The organism is Paraburkholderia silviterrae (genome assembly GCF_004353915.1).
Taxonomy (GTDB): Bacteria; Pseudomonadota; Gammaproteobacteria; order Burkholderiales; family Burkholderiaceae; genus Paraburkholderia; species Paraburkholderia silviterrae.
Map to the genome: position 1 here is coordinate 206,257 of NZ_SMRP01000007.1, position 24,368 is coordinate 230,624.

The 24,368-nt window shown below is 64.8% G+C and carries 21 protein-coding genes and 1 pseudogene; 9 read left to right on the top strand and 13 right to left on the bottom strand.

Annotated elements, in window-relative coordinates; all coding sequences use genetic code 11:
* Positions 1 to 42: 42 nt before the first annotated feature.
* The 4 genes from EYW47_RS16855 to EYW47_RS16870 all read right to left on the bottom strand — a co-directional run bounded on the left by EYW47_RS16855 (position 43) and on the right by EYW47_RS16870 (position 4,314).
* Positions 43 to 1,389, bottom strand: a complete 1,347-nt coding sequence (locus EYW47_RS16855; protein ID WP_133195968.1) for an MFS transporter — start codon at positions 1,387 to 1,389, stop codon at positions 43 to 45.
* Between the two features lie 52 nt (positions 1,390 to 1,441).
* Positions 1,442 to 2,728 (bottom strand): MFS transporter, encoded by a 1,287-nt coding sequence (locus EYW47_RS16860; protein ID WP_240763752.1) that lies wholly within the window; start codon positions 2,726 to 2,728, stop codon positions 1,442 to 1,444.
* 62 nt (positions 2,729 to 2,790) lie between these two features.
* Positions 2,791 to 3,165, bottom strand: a complete 375-nt coding sequence (locus tag EYW47_RS16865) for a BON domain-containing protein (protein WP_133195969.1) — start codon at positions 3,163 to 3,165, stop codon at positions 2,791 to 2,793.
* 27 nt (positions 3,166 to 3,192) lie between these two features.
* Entirely contained in the window at positions 3,193 to 4,314 is a 1,122-nt protein-coding gene (locus EYW47_RS16870) for a porin (protein WP_133195970.1), read from the bottom strand.
* A 573-nt stretch (positions 4,315 to 4,887) separates the two neighbouring features.
* Between EYW47_RS16870 and EYW47_RS16875 the strand changes: the two genes are divergently transcribed.
* Together EYW47_RS16875 and EYW47_RS16880 are read left to right on the top strand one after the other, a co-directional pair.
* Entirely contained in the window at positions 4,888 to 5,946 is a 1,059-nt protein-coding gene (locus EYW47_RS16875) for a beta-keto acid cleavage family enzyme (protein ID WP_133195971.1), read from the top strand.
* A gap of 118 nt (positions 5,947 to 6,064) precedes the next feature.
* Positions 6,065 to 7,036: a quinone oxidoreductase family protein gene (locus EYW47_RS16880; RefSeq protein WP_133195972.1), complete on the top strand. Its 972-nt coding sequence runs from the start codon at positions 6,065 to 6,067 to the stop codon at positions 7,034 to 7,036.
* A 57-nt stretch (positions 7,037 to 7,093) separates the two neighbouring features.
* On the opposite strand, the gene EYW47_RS40920 is transcribed toward EYW47_RS16880, so the two are convergent.
* Positions 7,094 to 7,255: a PAAR domain-containing protein gene (locus tag EYW47_RS40920; protein WP_165976601.1), complete on the bottom strand. Its 162-nt coding sequence runs from the start codon at positions 7,253 to 7,255 to the stop codon at positions 7,094 to 7,096.
* Positions 7,256 to 7,297: 42 nt separating this feature from the next.
* Between EYW47_RS40920 and EYW47_RS16885 the strand changes: the two are divergent.
* Positions 7,298 to 7,404, top strand: a pseudogene (locus EYW47_RS16885) (M15 family metallopeptidase); the annotation flags it as partial.
* 55 nt (positions 7,405 to 7,459) lie between these two features.
* Here EYW47_RS16885 and EYW47_RS16890 read toward each other — a convergent pair.
* Together EYW47_RS16890 and ribA are read right to left on the bottom strand one after the other, a co-directional pair.
* Positions 7,460 to 8,416, bottom strand: a complete 957-nt coding sequence (locus EYW47_RS16890; protein ID WP_133195973.1) for a DUF3592 domain-containing protein — start codon at positions 8,414 to 8,416, stop codon at positions 7,460 to 7,462.
* Between the two features lie 414 nt (positions 8,417 to 8,830).
* Complete coding sequence (gene ribA / locus EYW47_RS16895) at positions 8,831 to 9,478, bottom strand: GTP cyclohydrolase II (RefSeq protein ID WP_133195974.1); 648 nt, start codon at positions 9,476 to 9,478, stop codon at positions 8,831 to 8,833.
* A 264-nt stretch (positions 9,479 to 9,742) separates the two neighbouring features.
* On the opposite strand from ribA, the gene EYW47_RS16900 reads away from it, so the two are divergent.
* A complete protein-coding gene (locus tag EYW47_RS16900) occupies positions 9,743 to 10,186 on the top strand; it encodes a CBS domain-containing protein (RefSeq protein WP_133195975.1) in 444 nt (147 codons plus the stop codon).
* A 342-nt stretch (positions 10,187 to 10,528) separates the two neighbouring features.
* Here EYW47_RS16900 and EYW47_RS16905 read toward each other — a convergent pair whose 3' ends face one another.
* The 5 genes from EYW47_RS16905 to EYW47_RS16925 all read right to left on the bottom strand — a co-directional run bounded on the left by EYW47_RS16905 (position 10,529) and on the right by EYW47_RS16925 (position 15,961).
* The gene (locus tag EYW47_RS16905) at positions 10,529 to 10,879 is read right to left on the bottom strand and encodes a DUF4148 domain-containing protein (protein ID WP_133195976.1); all 351 of its coding nucleotides are present in this window, start codon (positions 10,877 to 10,879) and stop codon (positions 10,529 to 10,531) included.
* Between the two features lie 158 nt (positions 10,880 to 11,037).
* Positions 11,038 to 11,667: a DNA-3-methyladenine glycosylase gene (locus tag EYW47_RS16910; RefSeq protein WP_240763760.1), complete on the bottom strand. Its 630-nt coding sequence runs from the start codon at positions 11,665 to 11,667 to the stop codon at positions 11,038 to 11,040.
* 80 nt (positions 11,668 to 11,747) lie between these two features.
* Positions 11,748 to 13,076, bottom strand: a complete 1,329-nt coding sequence (locus EYW47_RS16915) for a c-type cytochrome (RefSeq protein ID WP_133195977.1) — start codon at positions 13,074 to 13,076, stop codon at positions 11,748 to 11,750.
* 166 nt (positions 13,077 to 13,242) lie between these two features.
* Entirely contained in the window at positions 13,243 to 15,504 is a 2,262-nt protein-coding gene (locus EYW47_RS16920) for a xanthine dehydrogenase family protein molybdopterin-binding subunit (protein WP_133195978.1), read from the bottom strand.
* A 1-nt stretch (position 15,505) separates the two neighbouring features.
* Positions 15,506 to 15,961 carry a (2Fe-2S)-binding protein gene (locus EYW47_RS16925; protein ID WP_133195979.1) on the bottom strand — a complete coding sequence of 152 codons (456 nt, stop codon included), beginning with the start codon at positions 15,959 to 15,961 and terminating at the stop codon, positions 15,506 to 15,508.
* Positions 15,962 to 16,312: 351 nt separating this feature from the next.
* On the opposite strand from EYW47_RS16925, the gene EYW47_RS16930 reads away from it, so the two are divergent.
* A complete protein-coding gene (locus tag EYW47_RS16930) occupies positions 16,313 to 16,705 on the top strand; it encodes a thioredoxin domain-containing protein (RefSeq protein ID WP_133195980.1) in 393 nt (130 codons plus the stop codon).
* Positions 16,706 to 16,736: 31 nt separating this feature from the next.
* Here EYW47_RS16930 and prpR read toward each other — a convergent pair whose 3' ends face one another.
* Positions 16,737 to 18,836 carry a propionate catabolism operon regulatory protein PrpR gene (prpR, locus tag EYW47_RS16935; protein ID WP_133195981.1) on the bottom strand — a complete coding sequence of 700 codons (2,100 nt, stop codon included), beginning with the start codon at positions 18,834 to 18,836 and terminating at the stop codon, positions 16,737 to 16,739.
* Between the two features lie 197 nt (positions 18,837 to 19,033).
* Here prpR and prpB point away from each other — a divergent pair, with 197 nt between their 5' ends.
* From prpB to EYW47_RS16955, 4 genes are all read left to right on the top strand, one after another.
* Positions 19,034 to 19,924, top strand: a complete 891-nt coding sequence (gene prpB, locus EYW47_RS16940) for a methylisocitrate lyase (protein WP_133195982.1) — start codon at positions 19,034 to 19,036, stop codon at positions 19,922 to 19,924.
* Between the two features lie 55 nt (positions 19,925 to 19,979).
* Positions 19,980 to 21,146, top strand: coding sequence for a bifunctional 2-methylcitrate synthase/citrate synthase (gene prpC, locus EYW47_RS16945; RefSeq protein WP_133195983.1), 1,167 nt, complete (start codon positions 19,980 to 19,982; stop codon positions 21,144 to 21,146).
* Between the two features lie 148 nt (positions 21,147 to 21,294).
* Positions 21,295 to 23,889, top strand: a complete 2,595-nt coding sequence (gene acnD, locus EYW47_RS16950) for a Fe/S-dependent 2-methylisocitrate dehydratase AcnD (RefSeq protein ID WP_133195984.1) — start codon at positions 21,295 to 21,297, stop codon at positions 23,887 to 23,889.
* Positions 23,890 to 23,950: 61 nt separating this feature from the next.
* Entirely contained in the window at positions 23,951 to 24,361 is a 411-nt protein-coding gene (locus EYW47_RS16955) for an endonuclease domain-containing protein (protein WP_133195985.1), read from the top strand.
* The last annotated feature ends 7 nt before the right edge of the window (positions 24,362 to 24,368 follow it).

The following is a 24,368-nucleotide window of genomic DNA, read 5'->3' on the forward strand; positions in this document are numbered from 1 at the left end:
TCCTTGTTTCGCGACTATTTACATCGACATTAAGTGATTGGGTCAGGCTCGTACTTCGGCGTTCAGGGCGTGGCCGCCAGGCGGCTCCATATCCAGCTCGACGGCGCAAACGCGCGCAGCGTCTGCGTCGTAACTGCGCATCGCGATGACGAAAAACACCGCTGCCAATACGCTAAACAGGGGAACGACCGTCAAGGCGCGCTGCAAACCCCATTGGTCCGACACAATGCCCGTCAGCAATGGCCCCACAGCCAGGCCGAAGATATTCTGAAAAAGAGAAAGGACCGCTGCACCCGTGGAGCGCACGCCAGGATGAATAATGTCCATCGCAATCCCGGCGACCACACCCACCGTGCAGTTCATGAAAAAGGCACCCAGGATGATCAGGTCGAACCGTACATTTCCGGCATAGCTGCCGCCAAATGCAGCCACCAGAATGATCGACGTGGCCAGACACAGTACAGAGAGCGCGAGTAGTTTATTGCGCGGCCGGCGCACTGCCACACGCCCTACCACGGCGCCCCAGACCGTACAGCTAACCGCACCGACCAAGACGACCAGCCCTGCCGCCCTGGCAGCGGCTTCTGGAGACATGCCCTGGAAGCGGTTCATATAGCTGGGCAACCATGACCAGATAGCCGACACGGTAATCAGTTGTGCCGCCGCAGCGACACACACCCACAGCAGTGTTCGGGTGCGTGCCATGGTGCCGAAGATGTTTTTCAGCGATTCCCCCAGCGACTGGGCCGTCTTGTTTGAATCGGCCGCCAACGGCAGGGTCCTGTAGTCACGCACGAAAAGATAAAGCAATGCGAGTACGAGCCCAGGCAGGCCGACCACGCCAAAAGCAGCCTTCCACCCCCACCTGGCCGCAATCGCCCCACCCAGCACCACACCGAGGACAGAGCCCAGCGACGGCGCGGCATAAAAAGCACCGAGCACGGCACTGCGCAAACGAGCGGGGAACAATGTCGAGATGAGGGCCACGCCTACGGAGCCGTAACCGGCCTCGCCTATCCCCACCACGGCGCGTGCTGCAAACAGTTGACTGAAGTTGGCCGTGAACATGCATGAGATCGTAGCCAGGCTCCAGCAGACAGCCATCGCGACGATACTCTTCACGCGGCCCATCCGGTCCGCCACCAGCGCGACGGGTATGCCGCATGCGCCCACAACAACGGAAACGACGGACACGAGGGAACCCAGTTCCTTGTCACTCAAGCCCCATTCGCTCCTGATGTGAGGAAACAGCGAGACGATCACCTGTCGATCGATAAAATCGAAAAACATGAGCGCGAACGTCATCCCAAATGCAAACCATGCCCGCCGCTTGCTGATCAGATAGGTATCCTGATTAGCAACTACAGGATCACCGGCCAAAACGTTCATACTTCTCTCCGGAAACTTTAGATGCCGTGCGGTGTTCAGACTCGTCCTGGCATCACGCTTGCGCGCGGGAGCACCATCGACCAAGGAGATACATGATCAAAGGCAGGATTGCCGCAACGGGAAGCCATCGCATGGCGATTTGAAGACCCACCGCGTCGGACACCATTCCGGTGACGAATGGACCGGCTGCGAGGCCCAGGATATTGTTGAACAGCGTCAACGTGGCAAAAGCCGAGCCGTGAATCGTCGGTGACGTGGCTCCCGCAATAATCGCGCCGCACGTACTGAACGAGCTGGCCAGAAAGAACACCGCGGGCGCAAGCAATGCAAGCTGCAGGTTGCCCGGCGGCATGCGGAAAGCGAATTCCAGCAGCACACCGAGCGCAAGGCAATAGCCAATGGCCATGTTCCACCTTCTGAGCGGCGAGTCCCCGCTCACCCAGTCGGTCACCACACCACACAGGAATTGGCCCAGGCCGCTGACCAGCACAAGACCCGCCGCCACAACGGCGGCCTTGGCGACAGGCATCCCCCAGTAGCGATTCAGGTAGCTGGGAAGCCACACAAAAAGCGTGCCTTGAATGAAGAGCTGCAGGGCGCTGCCAAGATAGGCACACAGCACCGAACGGGACGGAAACAGACTGGAGAGAAGCGCTCGCGGAGCCCATGCGAGGCGGCCATGCGCCGGAGCGTCATCGGTCTCGTCCGCTTGCACGCGCGCCATGCGCTTTTCCGTCACGACCAAGGCATAAACGATGACCAGCACCAGGCCGAAAATCGCCATCGTGCCCATTGACCAGCGCCACCCAAGGTGGGTCGCAATGATGCCCGAGAGCGAAACGCCGAGCACCGACCCGAAGGCCGCGGCAGACGTAAAACCGCCGACGATACTGGAACGCATGCGCTTGGGAAAAATGCCGATGAGCATCGCGAGTCCCACGCTTCCATAGGCTGCCTCACCGACACCGACGAACATGCGCGCGACAAACATCTCGTGGTAATTCGCTGCAATCGCGCATCCGAGCGTGGCAATGCTCCACAAGCCCGCCATCAGCGCAATGCTCTTGACGCGCCCCCAACGATCCGCAACGAGAGAGAACGGCAACGTCAACACGCCAACAGCCAACGGTACGATGCTGCTGACCGACCCTAGCTGGGTATCGGAGAGGCCCCACTGGACTTTCAGCATCGGAAACAATGCGTTAAGCGCCTGCCGCGACATGTAGTCTGACAACAGGAGACAAAACATCAATGCAAATACCAACCACGCATAGGCGCGGGTACCGCCGGCAACCTTGGCTGCCTCGGTCGGCACCGCGTTGCTCGTATAAAGATTCAATTCCGTCTCCTCGATGGATTCACGTACACCTCTGCAATTGACGCTACAGGTGCGGCGGCCTTCTACTCGCCAAAGGTTCGCTGAACCGAAAGCCGGTTCGTCACGGACGTCACGCCAGGCACCCCCTTCGCGATCTCCGCCACGATGCCGATTTGGGAAGACTCGGTGACGGTGCCATTGAGCGTGACAGCACCGCTTCTTGCGACGATGCTGATGTCACCGGCGTTGATTTCCTTGTGCTTGGCGAGCGCCGCATACACCTTGCGGCTCAACGCCCGGTTTGCTTTCCTGACTTCCCTTGCCGTCGGCGCAGCAGGGGCCGCCCTGGAGGCAGCCGGCATGGTGTTGTCCTGAGCGTTCGCCTCGACACTCAGACCTGCCAGCAGCGCGGAAATCGACGCGCCGAGCGCGATGCTCACGATCCTGTTTTTTGTCATTGCATGCTCCGGTTGCGTTTCATGTCGTCAGAAAGTGTGGCGGATGCCGATGTTCGCCGCCGTTGTGGACACGCCCGGCGCAACCGGTGCTCCATAGGTGATGGCCTGGTTCATTGTCCCCCGGTTGTTGACATAGCCCACCTGCGCATAGAGCAGCGTACGCTTGGACACGCTGTATTCCGCACCCAGCGCGTATTCGCTCGAATGATTCGCGGAATCGTTGCGATCCTTCATATAGTAGAAACCCGAGGTCAGCTTGAAGAACGGCGTAAATTGGTAGCCGAGCCCAGCCGAGATGAATTCGAGGTTGGCTGAAGCCTTGTTGGACGGATTCTGCCCAAGACCATACCCAAGCGAAACGGACAGGTCGTGGAAGGTGTACTTCCCGCCAACGTAATAAAAGCGGTTGTTGTCGAGGCCAGTGGGAGTGGCTGCGGCCAGGTTGGTGTCGTGCCCGTTGTAGTACGCCGCCGCGAGGTTTAGACCGTAGTTTGAATACCGCAGCACGGCGGATTCGCGCGTGCCGCCCTGAGTCTGCCCCGCCACGCCACCCGGCGCGTACTCCAGCGCAAGCCATGCACCGTAGAACTTCGGCGACTGATAGACGATCGCATTGTCGTCGTACAGCGCGCCGATCGGTACGTTGGTGTTCGTGCCGGTCCAGTGCGCTGCCTGGTTCAGGCCGAGCCACGCCCCGAGAACGCTGCCGAAGTACTGGGCAGCGCGTACGTCGGTATCGGCCATCGCAAAGATCATCGGCGCGTACTGCCGTCCGAGGTCGAGCGAGCCGAACGGCCCAGACACGCCCACGCTCGACTGCATGCCGAAGATCGCGGAGGCTCCCGTCGTATCCGCGAGGCCAAACTTGCCAGTGCCGGAATTGAACACGCCTTGCATCCGGAAATTGACCTTGTAGCCGTTGCCGATGTCCTCGGTCCCCTTGATGCCCCAGAAGCTGGCATAGATGCCTGCGTCCTTCAGGGAATAGAGATGCCCCAGGTTCTTCGCGTTGCCCGCGTATGACGCGGCCGAGGTGCTCTGATAGAGCAGGCCCGTGTCGATGGCGCCATACAGCGTCACAGACGATTGTGCGTGTGCAGCACCGGCCATGACGGCAAGCACGGCCACCGCTCCCCATTTCAGCTTCATTGCGTCTCCTCCGTTTTCTTTGCGTTGTGCGACTAGCCAGACACCCGTGGACTCCCGCTGCTGCCGGCCATGGGCCGATCGTTCGATCGAACGTCGGTTGCGCCATGATGGCTAAATTTTATTAATGTCGACATCAATATTTACACTGATACCCGGTGGCCCAGGGGTCGGCTCCAGCCTGCGGCAACGACGGGGCTCAACCGTTCTCAGCGCCATCGTACTCCGTCTAAAAGATTCTTGTCGACATTATTTAATCAAAAGACTACACTGAAACCAACGCTGGCCTTGCGCTTTTCGCGCGCGGCCGAACCGTAGTCACGGTGGAGAGGAAGAATGCAGCCCCCATTGCCGCCCGCGAACACGCTGGGAACCCGATTGCGCAACGCCTGGCGCGTTGCGGCGCGCTTCGCTGCAACGGTCGCCGCACCGGCGTATTCCACACCCTTGACTGACGCAGTACTTTGTTACGCCTGCATGGCCGGCATCGCAATGCCACCCTCTTGATCATGCGAGCGCACCAAAGATATCGTTCGATATCCTGAGTATCTAAATTTCACGTAGAGATCCATCACCATGAACTTCCTTGACGGCCACCTGTATCCCGAGAACCAGCAGCCCTTGATCATCACCGCCGCTCCCTACGCACCGGGCTGGATTCCCTCTGACTTCCCGGAAGATATCCCTATCACGATGGAAGAGCAGATCCAGAAGGCCGCGGATTGCTACGAAGCCGGTGCCGCCGTGCTGCATCTGCATGTGCGCGAAGCCGATGGCAAGGGCAGCAAGCGCCTGTCCATGTTCAACGAGCTGATCGCCGGCGTGCGCGAGCGCGTGCCGGAAATGATCATCCAGGTGGGCGGCTCCATCAGCTTCGCGCCCGAGAGCGATGGCGCGGCGGCCAAATGGCTCTCCGACGACACGCGGCACATGCTGGCCGAACTCGATCCGAAGCCCGACCAGGTGACGGTCACCGTCAACACCACCCAGATGAACGTGACGGAGCACGCCGGCATCGACGACTTCAAGGGCGTGTCGCGCGGATTCCCGAACCTCTATGGGACCTACAAGGACATGATCGTGCCCTCGAATCCCAGTTGGGCTGAGGAGCACATCCGCCGCCTGTCGGCCGCCGGCATTCAAAGTGAGTTTCAGGTCTACAACATCAACAGCTTTGAAACGATCGAGCGCCTGATTCGCCGCGGTGTGTACAAGGGACCGCTGGTGATGAACTGGGTGGCGATCAGCGGCGGCATGGATCAGGCGAATATCTACAACCTGGCCAACATGCTGCGTGCCGTGCCCGACGGTGCGGTGGTCACGGTGGAAAGCTCGGTGCTCAATGTGCTGCCCATCAATATGATCGGTATGGCCCTGGGCCTGCATGTGCGGTGCGGCATCGAGGATGTGCTGTGGAATCAGACCCGCACGGGCAAGATGAGCTCCGTGGAGCAAATCAGGCAGCTGGTGCGCATCGCGGGCGAATTCGGCCGCCCGATCGCGACAGCGAAACAGGCACGCGAGATCTGCAAGATCGGCGTGTTCTACGACACCGCGGAAGAGACGCTTCAGGCCAACGGCTTCGCGCCCAATCGAAACGGCGGCAACCAGGGGTTCCTGCGCAAGCCGGACTGAAGCTTCTCGAGTGCGGGCGAATCGCCCGGTAATGGCCGCCGCGGGCACACGATACAAAGACGGGACGTGTGGCCCGACAGCCGCGCAATCATCGACTGATCACCAAGGAATACTCAATATGGCACGAGCGATTCGATTCGACCAGATCGGAGGGCCCGAAGTCCTCAAGCTGGAAACCGTTGCGGTGGGCGAGCCCGGCCCGGGCCAGGCTCGGGTGCGGCACACGTATGTCGCCGTCAATTTCATCGACATCTATTTTCGCACCGGCCAGTACCCGCTCGCCCTGCCCAACGGCCTGGGATCCGATGCGGTGGGCGTGGTCGAAGCCGTTGGCGAGGGCGTAGACGACATCGAGGTGGGCGATAGAGTGGGCTACCTGCTGGGGCCGCAGGGCGCCTATTCGGATGTGCGCGTGATGCCCGCCGACGTGCTGATTCCCTTGCCCGACGGCATCAGCGACAAGACCGCATCGACACTGATCATGAAGGGCATGACCGCACAGTACCTGTTCCGGCAGGTTTATCCGCTCAAAGGCGGAGAAACCATCCTGTACCATGCCGCAGCGGGCGGGGTGGGGTCGATCGCCAGCCAGTGGGCGCGGGCAATTGGCGTCACCATGATCGGGACGGTCAGCACCGACGAAAAGGCGGAAATAGCGAAACGCAACGGCTGCACGCACACCATCGTGACCTCGCGCGAGAACATTGCCGAACGCGTGCGCGAACTGACCGATGGCAAGGGCGTGGAGGTCGTATTCGACTCGGTCGGCAAGGATACGCTGGAGGCTTCGCTCGATAGCCTGCAGGTACGCGGCACGTTGGTGAGCAACGGCACGTCCTCCGGTCCCGTGGTGCTCGACACCCGTGTGCTGGCTCGCAAAGGGTCGATCTGGGTGACGCGGCCGGCGATGGTGCACTACGCAACGCCGCGTTCGCACATGCTGTCGATGGCACGCGAGCTGTTCGATCTCGTGCTGGCCGGCAAAATCCACAGCGAACCCGGACAGACGTTCGCCCTCGCCGAGGCCGCCGACGCGCATCGCGCACTGGAGTCGCGCAGGACGGTCGGTTCGACGGTGCTCGTGCCGTAAAAAGCCGATACCGCTTCAAGGGGGCTTCGGACGGCCGTGTATTGCATTGCGTTGCGTTCACGTCGGCAGCCCCCGGGCCAGTTCCTCCACACTATTGCCCGAAAAGAGCGACTGAAGCTCGGCCCGCCCGATTGCGTCGATGCCGGAGGCAGGCGCCCCGCTCACCACTACGCCACCATGAGTCTGTGAGTCACCGACGCAAATGAACGGTCTCGTCATGGCACTCGTCTCCAGCCGTCAACATTGCGGTTGATGCTTGATCTTCGCGACAGCAAGCTCGGCATTTCAGAAAAAGATCCCTGGGCGATGCGGGGCTACCAGTTATACGGCCAGGTAGTTGATCAGTTAGCCTAACCTGCGGCGGACGCGTTTCGGGGGGTGGGATTGCAGGCAACGCGCCTTTTGTGCCGGCCCGCGCGTTGCTCAACGCTTGCGCGGGCGAGCGGGCGCGAGCAGGCCTAACAGAAAATAGACGCCGACCGCAATCATCGGCAAGCCGATCGCGCACAATATCGCGACCGCGCCCCAGCGGTCCCCAAACGTGTCGACAACGGCTCGCTGGGGATTGGCGGGGTCGTAGAGCACACCGGCTGTATCGCTGAAAGCGAGCGTATTGCCAGTCGATGAGGAGCCCTGCACGAAGGTCACTACCTGGCCGCCTGCCGTTTTGAACTGCACGACTGCCGAATGGAGATCGGCCCCCCTCACGCGGCGCTCAGGCTCCGCCATATCGACAACCTGCCCTGTCGTATGCACAAACGTCCTCGTGATATGGCGCTCGTGCATGAACAGCCCGCCCGCAATGGCGAGCATGACTGCGCCCATCGCAATCGGCGCGGCGCAGATCGTGAGATTACGCCGGTGCAACGCACGGCGCTTTTGCGTAACGCTGCCGCGCGTTTTCAGTGCGCTCGCATAGTTGCCGCTGTTTTCTTTTGTGAAAGCGCGCGCGATCGCGCCAGCGCCCGCAAATGCGAAACCCAACACAGCGAGGACCGAAATGGGAAACCATCTCTCGCTGAAGTTATCGATCACGTAGTCTTGCGAAGGTCGGTCAGCACGATAGTAAAGCGTGACTTTCTCGCCCAATTCGTATGCGGGTGGCGTGGAGGCCGTGTGGCCCGCGACCACCACGCGCTCGCCGCCCTGAGTCAGAAACGAGAAAACCGGCCGAAGCAATCGCGGGTCGCCGCTATCGTTCAGAAAGCGGACCACGGTGCCTTGCGTGCCGATCATCCCGCGCGTGGACGAGAACGTCATCCATGCCCAAACGGCCGCACATGCGAGCAGCACGAGGCCGAGCGCCAGCAAAATCGTGGCGGCCTGCCGGAGCGGCACGTGTGGCTGCTCGCCGCCTCGAGCGATCGCGTCGTTTTGCATGCCTATTTTCCGAGCGGCGCAGACTGGTTGATCACACAACGGAATCCGAGATCGGCCGAGCTATCGAAACAGGCGGCAAATGGTTCGCGCGCGTAAACAGATCGTAATCCGCATAAGTCACGCGATTCTTCATGCGTTCGCCGAATCCATCCGTCCACCGCCGGTCAATTCTACGATCTGGCAACATAAGCAGTACTTTGCAGTCAACCGCATCGTGCAGCAGTCGGCCTTGAAATCAGCCTCGGCGTCTCACGATAGTGCCAGGAATCGTCGGTGCGTGATAACCGACGGATCGCTCGCGTCGGAATATCCATCGATATACGACGATATTGCGTGGCGCACGATCGCAAAACGCCAAGCGATAGTTTGCCGAATACCGCCCATCATGATCGGCTCTCCCGGGCAAAGCCCAACCTACTCATTCTCTTCGAAGTAGTGCCCGAACTTGACCTGCTTGGTGCGGATATAGCGCTCGTTTTCCTCGCGCATCGGAATCGCCAGCGCGACGCGCTCGATCACGGGAATACCGTGCTTCGAGAGGGTGTCGAACTTCTTCGGATTGTTGCTCATCAGCCGCACCGACGTGACCTTCAGCAGGCGCAGGATCGCCGCCGCCGAATCGTACTCGCGCGCGTCGTCGGGCAGGCCGAGGTCGAGATTCGCCTCGACGGTGTCGCGGCCCTGCTGTTGCAACTGATAGGCGCGAATCTTGTTCGACAAACCGATACCGCGGCCCTCGTGGCCACGCAGATACAGCAGCACGCCGCGCCCCTCGGCCGCGATGTAGCGCAGCGCGAGGTCGAGCTGCTCGCCGCAGTCGCACCGGTACGAGCCGAACACGTCGCCGGTCAGGCATTCGGAGTGCAGGCGCGCGAGCACGGGCTCGCCGCCCCCCACGTCGCCCATCACGAGCGCGACGTGCTCGGCGCCGCCGTCCTTGACCCGATAGACATAAGACTCGAACGTGCCGTAACGGGTGGGCAGCGTGGCGACTGCGTCAAGTACGACGCATTCCTCGGCGTTATCGCCGTCCGCGCAGGACGGCTCTTGAAGCTTAGGCATGATCTGGAACAAATGGCTGGCAAAAACCGGCCCAATGCCGGATTGATGTTTGGAACCGGAGTGTACCGCCATTTGGCGCTTCCCGCCCCGCTGTCCCCAGGCGCTACGTGCCATCGCGCGCATATCCAGACGCCGCGCGAGCGTCCATCAGCCTATACTGGTATGGCTTTCATGGCTTACTGAACTGGCACGAACGGTGCACACCCCACTCGTGCCACACCACGCAATGTCCGAACGACAAGAAGGACGAACTGGAGTCGCCCTATGACGAGCGTTGCCCAAGTACTCAAATCCAAGGCGGAACAGGCGGTTCATACGATCGCCGCAAGCGATTCGGTGTTCAACGCCGTCCGCCTGATGGCCGACAAGCAGATCGGCGCACTGGTGGTCACCGACGGCGACGCGATCGTCGGCATCGTCACCGAGCGCGACTATGCACGCAAGATCGTGCTGATGGACCGTTCGTCCAAGACGACCGCCGTGCGCGACATCATGAGCCCGCATGTGCGCTTCGTGGAACTCGACCAGACCACCTACGACTGCATGGCGCTCATGACCGAGCGGCGCATGCGCCACCTTCCCGTCATGGCCGACGGCAAGCTCGTGGGCATGGTGTCGATCGGCGACCTCGTGAAGGAGATCATCGCCGAGCAGCAGTTCACGATCTCGCAGCTCGAGCATTACATCACCGGCGGACCGGCCGCCTGACGGCTCGCGGCGGGCGAGGCAGGCATCGAGGTGCGCTGACCCCGCGCTGCCCCCGCACGGGCGCTTTGTGCGCCCAGAAAAAAAGCCCAATCCGGGGCGGGTTGGGCGAAGCCACCTTGCGGCGGCGGAGGTTCCACGCATGAAAATGCTGCGAGGGCTTGCAAACCGGGCGGGCGCAGCCCGTCCGGCCGTTGCGATCGAGGATGGGCACGCGCTCTGCGTGCCTGAGTGCGCTGCCTGAACCTGATCCCGGCGAATCCCGGCTAGCGGGTGCAAGAGACACAGGACGCGATGCGCTGGCCGCATCGCGTCTCGCTTGCGCGCCGCGCCGCAGCGTCGAAATCAGTTACCGAAATAGGTCGACTGCGCAGGTGCCAGGTGCGGCGCCGGCTGGCCCGACTGCATCGTGCCCATGGACGCGCCGCCATAGCCGGTGGTATCGGCGGTCGGCAATTGCGCCTGGGCCATGCCTTCTTGCTGCGTGACGCGCGATTCGGCGGCCTGGATGTCACTCGGATAGGTGGAGTCGTTGGCGGTTGCCGGGTTATAGCCGGCCTGCTCGAGCTGGATCAGTTCCTGGCGCACTTCAGCGCGGGTCTTCGGTGCGTTGCTCTGGTCTTGCGCGAACGACAACGCCGGGGCGGCAACGAGCGCCGCCACGACAGCGGCTTGAATCAGGGTACGGGTCTTCATGATCACTTACCTCCATCGCTTGTTGTGGGCCGGCTTGCAACGGCTTGCCGCGAGCCAACGATTTCAAGTTTATTGAGGTAGGTGATAAGGGCAAATACCTATTTCTCAAAAATACAGTTTCGTTCGTGGCAACAATGCAATATGCACAACAATCGGCCTCAGGCGCTGCCCGCCAGCAGCTTGCGCGGACCGCTGACGAAGCGGCTGCCCGCTTCGTAGAAACGCAGCAGCCGATGTGTTTCGCGCGACAGGCCGATGCGCGTGGTCACTTCCACGGCCCGGGCCGGCACATGCTGAGCCGCCTTTTGCGCCGTTGTGTCGAGACGGCCGATCCATAACCCTCGCCCGCTGCAAAGATCGACGCCGTCGAAAGATGGGCCGATGCCGTACGCCTGCGTGAGCCGCCCGGGTCCGCGCGCGAGATCGCGCAGCGGCGCGCCGCTGCGCCGTTGCGTCATCGCCGCCAGTCCTTCGAGCGGCTCGACGGCGCGAAACAGCACGCCCGCCCCCACCTCCTCGGCCTCACTCGACATGTTGAGCATCCAGGCGCTGCCGTAAGTGAGCCGCACATAGGCGTGGCCGCGCGCGAGGAACATCGACGCATTCCAGGCACGTCGTCCGATGAACGCGTGGCTTGTCGAGTCGCCGAGCGGATAGGCTTCCACCTCGACAAGCCGTCCCACGATGCGCGCGTCATCCGCGCCTTCATCGGCATCGCGGACCAGATACTTGCCGACCATGAAACGCGCGAGCTCGACGGTATCGATGGGCAGTTCCTCGCGGCGCAGCGCGACGACGGAGAGCGCGCCGGCTGCCGTCCCGGCCGCCGCGGCCGGAGCAAGCGGCGCCCTTCCCGCCGCCGTGCGTCTCACTGCGTCCCCTGCGCCTGCTGCACCGGCTCGGTCATCGCCCGCAGCTTCGCGACATCGGCAGCCCCGACCGCGCCCGCCCCGTTGTTCCAGCCTGCGCGCACGAAGCTCAGCACATCGGCGACCTGCTGGTCGCTCAACTGGCCGCGATAGGCCGGCATCGGATACGCCGCCGGAATGCCCTGGATCACGAGGTCGCCGGTGCCGTTCAGCGTCACGTTGATGAGCGACGCGGGCTCTTTCGCAAGCACGTTGGGATTGCCCGCCAGCGGTGCGAAGAAAGGCGCGAAGCCGCGGCCGTCGGCGCCGTGACAATGCAGGCAGTACGCCGTGTAGACGCGCGCGCCCGCGTCGTTGGCGGGTCGCGCAAGCGAGACTTTGGTGGCCTTGGGATCGTAGGCGTACGCCGCAGCACCGTTGCCGCCCGCCGCTGGCAGCGACTTCAGGTAGGCCGCAATCGCGCCGATATCCGCGTCGTTGAGCGCCTGGGTGCTGTTGTTGATGACGCTCGTCATCGCCCCGAACGCCGACGCGTGCTGGTTCGCCCCCGTCTTCAGGAATTGCGCAAGGTCGGCCTGGCTCCAGCGCCCGAGCCCGGTGTTGTGCTCGCCCGTGAGATTCGAGGCAAACCAGCCGTCGAGCAGCGCGCCGGTGAGGAACGCGCTGCCGCTTTCGTCGCTTGCCTGCTCGTTAAAGCCGATGCCGCGCGGCGTATGGCACGAGCCGCAATGGCCCAGGCCCTGCACGAGATACGCGCCGCGGTTCCAGGCGGCGTCCTTGCCCGGCTTGTCTTCGTAGACGCCCGCCTTCAGGAACAAGACGTTCCAGATCTTGAGCGGCCAGCGCATGTTCATCGGCCACTTGATGTCGCTCTCGCGGTTGGCCTGCCTGACCGGCTCGACGCCGTGCATGAAGTACGCATAGAGCGCCGCCACGTCGTCGTCGCGGACCTTGGCGTAGGACGGATAGGGCATTGCCGGATAGAGGTTGTGGCCATCCTTCGCGACGCCTTCGCGCAGCGCACGCGCAAAATCGGCCTCGCTGTAGCCGCCGATGCCCGTGTCCGGGTCGGGCGTGATGTTGGTCGTGTAGATGCGCCCGAGCGGCGTGTTCATCGGCAGGCCGCCCGCGAACGGCTTGCCGTGCGGCACCGTGTGGCAAGCCGCGCAGTCGCCGGCCTGGGCGAGGTAGGCGCCGCGCTGGAGCGTGGCGGCGTCGGCGCTTGCGCCGGCGTTCGACGCGGCCGAGGCGGTGCCAGGCGCGAGCGCGAGTGTCGCGGCAGCCAGCGCCGCAGCAGCGGTGGCGGCAGCCGCCAGCCGCGCACTCATGCCGCGGCCCTTCCTGCAGAGCCAATTTCGGCCGACCTTCGAGCCATCGATTCGATGTCGCGTGCCAGTGCCGCCGCCCTCGCTTGAAGTGGGGTTGCGTCGGAGACCGTTAGTAGCATTTCCTCGCGTGCTCGAGGATACGTTGAATATCTTCATCGACGCCTCCTCAGGCGGTTTGCGCGTTCATGAGCTGACGCCCAACGGGCAGCTGCCGCAGGCGCGTGCCGGTCGCCGCATAGATCGCGTTCGTCACAGCCGGCGCGAGTGCCGCCGTGCCCGGCTCGCCGATTCCGCCCGGCGCCTCGGTGCTCTTCACGATATGCACCTCGATCTGCGGCGCCTCGTCGATGCGCAGCATGCGGTAGTCGGTGAAGTTGGTCTGCGTGACGCGCCCGCGCTCGATCGTGACCTCGCCCCAGAGCACCGCTGAAATCGCGAACACCACGCCGCCCTGGACCTGCGCCTCGATCGTCTCCGGGTTCACGGTCATGCCGCAGTCGACCGCGCACACCACGCGGTTCACGCGCACCTCGCCGTTCGTCACGGTGACGTCGGCGACCATCGCGAAGTAGCTGCCGAACGCGTGCATCACCGAGACGCCGCGCCCCTGGCCCTTGGGCGCGGGCGGCCCCCAATTCGCGGCGCGCGTCGCCACGTCGAGCACGTTGAGCGCGCGCGGCGTCTTGCCGAGCAGATTGCGCCGGTACGTCACCGGATCGGTCTTCGCGGCCACGGCGAGCTCGTCGACGAAGCTCTCCACCACGAAGGTGCCGCGCGTTGCACCCACGCCGCGCCAGAAGGCAGTGGGCACCGTATGCGGCTCGTGGCGCACGTAATCGATGAGCTGGTTCGGCAGGTCGTAGGGCAGATCGGCGGCCACCTCCACGGCGTCCGGATCGACGCCGTTCGTCACTGCGGGCGGCGCGAAGCGCGCAAGGATAGACGAGCCGACGATGCGATGCTGCCACGCCACCGGCTTGCCGTTGGCGTCGAGCCCCGCCGAGATGCGGTCGTAGTAGCACGGCCGGTACATGTCGTGCTGAATGTCCTCCTCGCGGGTGTAGAGGACCTTGACCGGCGCGTTCACGGCTTTGCCGATCTTGAGCGCCTGCGTGATGTGATCCACTTCGAGACGCCGCCCGAAACCGCCGCCCAGCAGATGGTTGTGCACCACGATCTGCTCGGGCTTGAGGCCGGTCACGGCCACGCCAGCATCCACAGTGCGCGTGGGCACCTGGGTGCCCACCCAGATCTCGCAGGCGTCGGCGCGCACGTGCACCGTGCAGTTCATCGGCTCCATGGTGGCGTGCGCGAGGAAGGGCTGCTGATAGACGGCATCGACACGCGTTTTTGCGCCGCCGAATGCCTTCTGCACGTCGCCGTCCTTGCGCGCCACGGCGCCTTGCGCGTTTTGCGCGGCATCGGCCATCTCGCCGACGATCTGCCGCATCGAAAGTTGGGCCGCCGCCCCCTCGTTCCATTCGATGACGAGCGCCGCAGCACCGCGCTTGGCGGCCCACGTATGCGCGCCGATCACGGCCACGGCGTTGTCGATCTTCACGATCTGCGTGACGCCGGGGATCTGCTTCGCGTGCGTGTCGTCGACGCGCGCGAGCGTGCCGCCGAACACCGGGCAGTTGACGATGGCCGCGTAGACCATGCCGGGCAGCCGCACGTCGAGGCCGAAGAGCGCGCTGCCATCCACCTTCTCGGGCGAGTCGAGCCGCTTCGTGGGCTTGCCGACCAGCGTGAAATCCTTGGGCGCCTTGAGCGGCACGTTCTGCGGCAGTGGCACCTTCGCCGCCGCGTCCACGAGCGAGCCGTACGGCGCGCGTCTTCCGCTCGCGTCGTGCAGCACTTCACCGTTCTTCGCGTGGCACGCCGCCGGATCGACCTGCCATTGCTGTGCCGCCGCCATGATCAGCGCGACGCGCGCCGTCGCCCCCGCGCGGCGCATGGGTTCCCACGCATAGCGCACCGAGGTCGAGCCGCCCGTGAGCTGACCGCCGAGCAGCGGGTCGGTGAACAGCTTCGCGTTGGGCGGCGCGTGATCGATCGTCACGCTGCCGAGTGGAACTTCGAGTTCCTCGGCGATCAGCATCGGCAGCGCCGTATAGGTGCCCTGCCCCATCTCCACCTTCGGCATGATCAGCGTGACCTTGCCCGCGCGGTCGATCTGCACGAACGCGTTCGGCTCGAACACGCCTGGCTGCGGCGCCTCGTTGCCGTCGCCGCCGATCACCGACTTGCGCATGCCATTCAAGTCCGTGGCGCCGCCCTGTCCGAGGGCGCCGACGCTGAAGCCGAGCAGCAGGCCGCCGCCCGCCGCCGCGCCGAGCTTGAGGAACGCGCGGCGGGAGACGTTCGCGCTGCCCGCGGCGCGCGCGGCCCCGGCGCCCTTGCCTGCCTCGATGAGACCTTGCGACATATCAGGCCTCCTTCGCGGCTTGCTTGATGGCCGCGCGGATGCGCGTGTAGGTGCCGCAGCGGCAGATGTTGCCCGCCATGGCGGCGTCGATATCGGCGTCGCTCGGGTTCGCGTTCGCGGCGATCAGCGCCGCCGCCGACATCACCTGTCCCGACTGGCAGTAGCCGCACTGCACCACGTCCAGATCGCGCCACGCCTTCTGGACCCGCTGCCCGGCGGGCGTGGCGCCCACGGCTTCGATCGTCGTGATCTTGCGGCCTTCGAGCGCCGCGACGGGCAGCACGCACGAGCGCGCGGCCTCGCCGTCGAGATGCACGGTGCACGCGCCGCATTGCGCAATGCCACAGCCGAACTTCGTGCCGGTGAGGCCGACGAGGTCGCGCAGAACCCAGAGGAGCGGCATGTCGGGCGGCGCATCGATCGTGTGCGTCTCGCCATTGATGATTAACGTCGTCATGAGGCGGCTCTCCGATATGGGGATTGGTCGGTGCAAACGAGCAATCGATGGCCATGCCGATGCGTTGTTCCTGCACGCGACTCAAATGCGCGCACGCTGGCACGAAAACGGCCATTCGAGGACCGGGCGAGTGTAGCGCCGGCTTCCGATGCGTGCAGGCACGCTGCTGCGTGCGCTTGTTGCCTCAGGCACGCCGCATGAGTCGAGCCGTATCAGTCACGCCACATCGGGCGCGCTGCATCGGGCGCGCTGCATCATAGCCACGCGCGCCGCCCTGTTGCGCTACCATCGTCGGCATGGGCGCGCGCCTTGCGGCCGCGCGATGTCGAACGCAATCAAGGAGCCGCCACGATGGACGAAGTCCGCGCAATCCAGTTCCTCTCCGAAGTCCGCAAGCCGCTCCTCACGCTGCACAAGGCGATCCTCGATCACGAGCGCGCCGAGTACGAACGCGAGTTCGGCCCGACGACGCCGGCCGCCTTCCTGCAGGTGTTGATCAACGGCTCGGGGTTCCGCTGGCTCATGCCGCTCTCGACGGTCATCGCGAACGTCGACGAAACGCTCGACGCCAAGGACGCGAAATCCGAAGACCGCGTGGGTGCCGCCGAAGGGGTGGCCGGCCTCTTCGCGGGCGAGGAGTCGGAGGAATTTTTCGAGCGTTATCAGGCGCTCTTGCAAAAGAGCCCCGAAGTGCTGCACCAGCACGGCGTGGTTGCGAAACTGCTGAACGGCATCAAGAACTGAGCGCGCGGTGAAGGCGGCGCGCTGCTGCGCGTCATGCTTCGCGCGCCGGTTTGCGCCGCGCGGGCGCGCCGCCGTCCCCGCTTCCACCATTTCCGCCGCTTGCGTGGTTCGCGCCCGGTTTTGCCTTGGCGGCGTTCAGGCGCCGCCACAGCGTCGTCTTGCTGATGCCGAGCTGCGCGCACACGCGCTCGCGGTCGCCGCCGTGCGCTTCGAGCGCCGCGCGGATCTCGTCCGCTTCCACCGTCAGGCTGCGTTCGCGCAGGGTGAGCGGCTGATCGCGCGGATCGGCCACGTCGGCTGCGTCGTCCTCTAACGCCGCGGCGGCCCACGCAGACGTGGCGCGCGCCGCGCCGCCGCGCGTCTCGAACACCTCAGGTGCGATCGCGCGCAACACCTCGGGCGTGAGCACGTCGACGTCCGAATCCGCGAGCTCCACCACCATCCGCTCGACCACGTTCTGCAATTCGCGCACGTTGCCAGGCCAGCCGTGACGCGCCAGCGCCTCGCCCACGGGCGCGAGCGCGCGCGTGGCATCGTCCTGCGTGCGGATGCGCAGCGCCACGCGCGGCTCGCGGCGCGCCGACTGCAGCAGCAGTTCGGCCGCGAGCGGCACGATATCGGCGCCGCGCTCGCGCAGCGGCGGAATCGCCAGATTCAGGATGTTCAGACGATAGAACAGGTCCGCGCGGAATTCGCCCGACTCGATCTGCTCGGTGAGCCCGCGGTGCGTGGCCGCCACCACGCGCACATCCACGCGAGTGGGCTCGGTCGCGCCCAGACGCACCACTTCGCGCTCCTGCAGCACGCGCAAGAGGCGGCTTTGCAGCGGCAGCGGCATCTCGCCGATCTCATCGAGAAAGAGCGTGCCGCGGTGCGCCGCCTCGATCAGCCCGACCTTGCCGCCGCGCCGCGCGCCCGTGAACGCGCCCTCCTCGTAGCCGAACAGCTCGCTCTCCAGCAGCGTCTCGGGAAACGCCCCGCAGTTGATCGCCACGAACGGGAAATCGCGCCGCGGGCTCTCGCGGTGGATGCCCTGCGCGATCATCTCCTTGCCGGTGCCGCTTTCGCCACGGATCAGCACGGTGGCGTCCGAGCGGGCGTAGCGCTGCGCGAGCTGGCGCACGCGAACGATGCCCGGCGTCGCGCCGCTCAGGTCGCCCAGCCGGTAACGCGCCACGAACTGCTGCGTACGCTGGCGCGAGCGCAAGGTGCGGTCGAGGCGCTCCACCGCGCGCGACTCCTGAAACGTGAGCACGGCGCCCGAGGCCACGCCGTTGTCAACGAGCGGCCCGCGATGCACGATGTAGCTCACGCCGCGCACGGTTTCGAGCGATTCGCCGTCGGCGTCGGGCAGCGTGAAGGCGATGTCGGGCGCGAGGTCCTCGAGCGAGCGGCCCGCAGCCGCCGCCGGATCGATGCCGAGCACGGCAGCGAGGCGCTGGTTGATCGCCTCCACGCGCCCGTTCGCGTCGAGCGCCACCACGCCGTCGCGCAGATGCTGCAGCACGCTGTCCAGACGCTGGCGCCGCTGCGTTTCGCGCCACGTGGCCTGCACGACTTCGAGCGCGTTGTCGAAGGCCGCGCGCACCGAGGAGCGCGAATACACGAAGAACGGCACGAGACCGAGCCGCGCCGCGAGATCGTTCACGTGACCCGGGCCCACGACCGCGCCCACGCCCCGGTCGCGCAGGTCCAGCACGCAGGCCTCGGCGTCCTGCACGGTGCGATACGAGGCGAACACCACGTCCAGCCCCCACGCACTCGCGAAGCGCCGCACTTCTGAGGGCGTCTCGCCATAGGTCACGAGCGCAACGAGGTCCGCCTCGCGGCGCGCGCGGGCGAGCGCCTGCATCACGTCGAAGCCCGTGGGCTGCACGAGCACGACCGGCAAGTCGATGCGCGCCTTCAGGTAGGTGCCGTTCGAGCCCGCCGCCACGACCACGTCGGGCCGCTGGTTCGGCGGCGCGGCGGCGATTTCGGCAGCGGCTTCCTCGAAGCCGCGCGCGACCACGCGCACATCGGCCAGGCCGTCGTATTCGCCGGCGATGTCGCGGAACAGGTCGCGCAGGCGGCTGATGCCCATGGCCCAGACGCGCGGGCGAAATTCGGAGGCGGAGGGAAAGCGGTTCATGAGAGGGCAGCTCGGTATTTCATCGACATTTCATTATCGCGCCTGAATTTCAAATTTGAAATCGTAATTTCAAACTGGAAATCAGGGCGGGAAGCGCGCCAACGTCTATCCAGCGCAAAATCAATGCATTAGCGACGCGCCTCTGCGCTGGCACGGTATCTGCAGTATCAGCGCCGATTCCCTCGGAGACATCCCGCATGAACACGAAATCCCCCGCAAGCGCCGGCGCGAAATTCCGCGCGGCCGTTGCCGCCGAACAACCGCTGCAGGTCGTGGGCGCCATCACCGCCTATGCCGCCAAGCTCGCCGAGCAGACTGGCTTCAAGGCCGTGTACCTCTCGGGCGGCGGCGTGGCCGCGAACTCGCTCGGCGTGCCGGACCTCGGCATCAGCACCATGGACGACGTGCTGATCGACGCGCGCCGCATCACCGACGCCGTGGACATCCCGCTGATGGTCGACATCGACACGGGCTGGGGCGGCGCCTTCAACATCGCGCGCACGATCAAGTCCTTCATCAAGGCCGGCGTCGCGGCCGTGCACCTTGAAGACCAGGTGGGCCAGAAGCGCTGCGGCCATCGTCCGGGCAAGGAAGTCGTTGCCAAAGACGAGATGGTCGACCGCGTGAAGGCCGCGGTGGACGCACGCACCGACGACGGCTTCGTCATCATGGCGCGCACCGACGCGGCCGCCGTGGAAGGCATCGACGCGGCCATCGAGCGCGCCGTCGCCTACGTGGAAGCGGGCGCCGACATGATCTTCCCCGAAGCGATGAAGACGCTCGACGACTACCGCCGCTTCCGGGCCGCGGTGAAGGTGCCGATCCTCGCGAACCTCACGGAATTCGGCTCGACGCCGTTCTTCACGACCGAAGAGCTCAAGAGCGCCAACGTGGACATCGCGCTCTACTGCTGCGGCGCGTACCGCGCGATGAACGCGGCGGCGCTGAACTTCTACGAGACGGTCAAGCGCGACGGCACCCAGAAGGCCGCCGTCTCGACGATGCAAACGCGCGAGGACCTCTACAAGTACCTCGGCTATCACGCGTACGAAGACAAGCTCGACGCGCTCTTCGCCGCGAAGAAGTAACGCTGCGCAATCATCAGACTATCTGCCCAGATTAAGAGAGAGGAAGGACGACACCATGAGCGAAACCGATAACACCACGCAGGCCGCAGGCGGGTTCAAGCCGAAGAAGTCCGTCGCGCTGTCCGGCGTGGCGGCGGGCAACACCGCGCTGTGCACCGTGGGCCGCACCGGCAACGACCTGCACTACCGCGGCTACGACATTCTCGACCTCGCCACCGCGTGCGAATTCGAAGAAGTCGCCTACCTGCTCGTGCACGGCAAGCTGCCGAACACGGCTGAACTCGCGGCGTACAAGACCAAGCTCAAGGCGCTGCGCGGCCTGCCCGCGAACGTGAAGGCGGCGCTCGAATGGGTGCCGGCCTCGGCGCACCCGATGGACGTGATGCGCACGGGCGTGTCGGTGCTCGGCACCGTGCTGCCGGAGAAGGACGACCACAACCTGCCCGGCGCGCGCGATATCGCCGACCGCCTGATGGCCTCGCTCGGCTCGATGCTGCTGTACTGGTATCACTACTCGCACAACGGTAAGCGCATCGAAGTGGAAACCGACGACGACTCGATCGGCGGCCACTTCCTGCACCTGCTGCACGGCCGCGAGCCGTCGAAGTCGTGGGTCGACGCGATGCACGTTTCGCTGAACCTCTACGCGGAGCACGAGTTCAACGCCTCGACCTTCACGGGCCGCGTGATCGCCGGCACGGGCTCGGACATCTACTCGGCCATCACCGGCGCGATCGGCGCACTGCGCGGCCCGAAGCACGGCGGCGCCAACGAAGTCGCGTTCGAGATCCAGTCGCGCTATGAGACGCCGGACGAGGCTGAAGCCGACATCCGCCGCCGCGTGGAAGCGAAGGAAGTCGTGATCGGCTTCGGCCACCCGGTGTACACGATCTCGGACCCGCGCAACAAGGTCATCAAGGAAGTCGCGAAGAAGCTCTCGAAGGAGCAGTCGAACCTGAAGCTGTTCGACATCGCCGAGCGCCTCGAATCGACGATGTGGGACGTCAAGAAGATGTTCCCGAACCTCGACTGGTTCAGCGCCGTCTCGTATCACATGATGGGCGTGCCGACGGCCATGTTCACGCCGCTGTTCGTGATCTCGCGCACCGCCGGCTGGAGCGCGCACATCATCGAGCAGCGCATCGACAACAAGATCATCCGCCCGAGCGCCAACTACACGGGTCCGGAGAATCTGAAGTTCACGCCGATCGGCAAGCGCTGATCTCTTAACGTTAGCCATTCGGCTAACGGCTAACGGGGGCGATGCGTCGTAAAGTGACGACATCGCCTCTGCCGACCAGAGCTGGTGCAAAGCGCCGACTCTGGTCCCATGCAACGCCCCGCTTACAACCTCATTGGTCCCCACAGCCGTGAATACCGCCTACCGCAAGCCCCTTCCCGGCACCCGGCTCGATTACTTCGACGCGCGCGAAGCCGTCGAGGCCATCCAGCCCGGCGCCTGGGACACGTTGCCGTACACCTCGCGCGTGCTCGCCGAAAACCTCGTGCGCCGCTGCGACCCGGCTACGCTCACTGATTCGCTCAAGCAGCTCATCGAGCGCAAGCGCGACCTCGACTTCCCATGGTTCCCCGCACGCGTCGTGTGCCACGACATCCTCGGCCAGACCGCGCTCGTGGACCTCGCCGGCCTGCGCGACGCCATCGCGGATCAAGGCGGCGACCCCGCCAAGGTCAATCCGGTCGTGCCGGTGCAGCTGATCGTCGACCACTCGCTCGCCGTGGAATGCGGCGGCTTCGACCCGCAAGCGTTCGAAAAGAACCGCGCGATCGAAGACCGGCGCAACGTTGACCGCTTCGACTTCATCAACTGGACGAAGAAAGCGTTCAAGAACGTCGACGTCATTCCTCCGGGCAACGGCATCATGCACCAGATCAATCTGGAAAAGATGTCGCCCGTGATCCAGGCGCGCGATGGCGTGGCGTTCCCCGACACCTGCGTGGGCACCGACAGCCACACGCCGCACGTGGACGCGCTCGGCGTGATCGCCATCGGCGTGGGCGGCCTCGAAGCCGAGAACGTCATGCTCGGCCGCGCCTCGTGGATGCGCCTGCCCGACATCGTCGGCGTGGAGCTCAACGGCAAGCGCCAGCCCGGCATCACCGCCACCGACATCGTGCTCGCCCTCACCGAATTCCTGCGCAAGGAAAAGGTCGTGGGCGCGTATCTGGAGTTCCGCGGCGCGGGCGCGTCGAGCCTCACGCTCGGCGACCGCGCGACCATCTCGAACATGGCGCCCGAATACGGCGCCACGGCCGCGATGTTCTTCATCGACAACCAGACGCTCGACTATCTGCGCCTCACGGGCCGCGAGGAAGAGCAGGTCAAGCTTGTCGAGACCTATGCGAAGACCGGCGGCCTGTGGGCCGATACGCTCGCGAACGCGCAGTACGAGCGCACGCTCACGTTCGATCTCTCGAGCGTCGTGCGCAACATGGCCGGCCCGTCGAACCCGCACAAACGCCTGCCCACCTCGGCGCTGGCCGAGCGCGGCATCGCGGGCAAGTGGGAAGAAACGCCGGGACAGATGCCGGACGGCGCGGTCATCATCGCCGCCATCACGAGCTGCACGAACACCAGCAACCCGCGCAACGTGATCGCAGCCGCGCTGCTCGCGCGCAACGCAAACGCGCGCGGCCTCACGCGCAAGCCGTGGGTGAAGAGCTCGCTCGCTCCGGGATCGAAGGCCGTCGAGCTTTACCTCGAAGAGGCGAACCTTCTGCCGGATCTGGAAAAGCTCGGCTTCGGCATCGTGGCGTTCGCGTGCACCACGTGTAACGGCATGTCGGGCGCGCTCGATCCGAAGATCCAGCAGGAGATCGTCGATCGCGATCTGTACGCGACCGCCGTGCTCTCGGGCAACCGCAACTTCGACGGCCGTATCCATCCGTATGCGAAGCAGGCGTTCCTCGCCTCGCCGCCGCTCGTGGTCGCGTATGCGATTGCCGGCACGATCCGCTTCGACATCGAACAGGACTCGCTCGGCACGGACCAGGACGGCAAGCCGGTGTATCTGAAGGACATCTGGCCGACCGACGAGGAAATCGACGCCATCGTCGCGCAGAGCGTAAAGCCCGAGCACTTCCGCAAGGTCTACGAACCGATGTTCGCGGTCACCGCCGCCAGCAGCGAGACCACGGACCCGCTTTACGACTGGCGTGCGCAGAGCACGTATATCCGCCGTCCGCCGTACTGGGAAGGCGCGCTCGCGGGCGAGCGCACGTTGACGGGCCTGCGCCCGCTCGCCGTGCTCGGCGACAACATCACGACCGACCACCTCTCGCCCTCCAACGCCATCATGGCGAACAGCGCGGCGGGCGAGTACCTCGCGAAGATGGGCCTGCCCGAAGAGGACTTCAACTCGTACGCCACGCACCGCGGCGACCACCTCACGGCGCAACGCGCGACCTTCGCGAACCCCACGCTCATCAACGAGATGGCTGTGGTGGACGGCGCCGTGAAGAAGGGATCGCTCGCGCGCATCGAGCCGGAAGGCAAGGTCACGCGCATGTGGGAAGCCATCGAGACGTACATGGAGCGCAAGCAGCCGCTGATCATCGTCGCGGGTGCCGACTACGGCCAGGGCTCGTCACGCGACTGGGCGGCCAAGGGCGTGCGCCTCGCGGGCGTGGAGGCGATCGTGGCGGAAGGCTTCGAGCGCATTCACCGCACGAACCTGATCGGCATGGGCGTGCTGCCGCTGGAGTTCAAGGCTGGCACGAACCGCACGACGCTCGGCATCGACGGCACGGAGACTTATGACGTGATCGGCGAGCGTACGCCGCGCGCCGACCTCACGCTCGTGATTCACCGCAAGAACGGCGAGCGCGTAGAAGTGCCGGTCACCTGCCGCCTGGACACGGCTGAAGAAGTCTCGATCTACGAAGCGGGCGGCGTGCTGCAGCGCTTCGCGCAAGACTTCCTCGAGTCGTCGCAGGCTGCATGACCAAATAAGCCCCTCTCCCCTTGCGGGAGAGGGGTTGGGGAGAGGGGACAGGAGGTGGAGGATGGTAGCGGCACCGCATCAAACCCAGTTCGCCAGGATTCTGCGTAAAAACATGACGGACGCGGAGCAGCTGCTGTGGCGCCACCTCCGTGCGCATCGGCTGTGCGGCCAGAAATTCCGCAGGCAACAGCCCGTCGGCCCCTATATCGTGGACTTCGTGCATTTCGGTGCGCGTCTGGTCATCGAGGCCGATGGCGGGCAGCACAACGGCAACCCCGACGACGCGGCGCGCGATGCCTGGTTGCGGAACCGGGGCTTCACCGTACTGCGCTTCTGGAACGACGAGATATTGCTGAACGTCGAAGTGGTGCTCGAGGTGATCCTTGGAGAACTCGCGAAAGGCGCCGCCTCCTTCCCACTCTTCCCCCTCTCCCCCTGCCCCTCTCCCTCAAGGGAGAGGGGAGATCGCTGACATCATC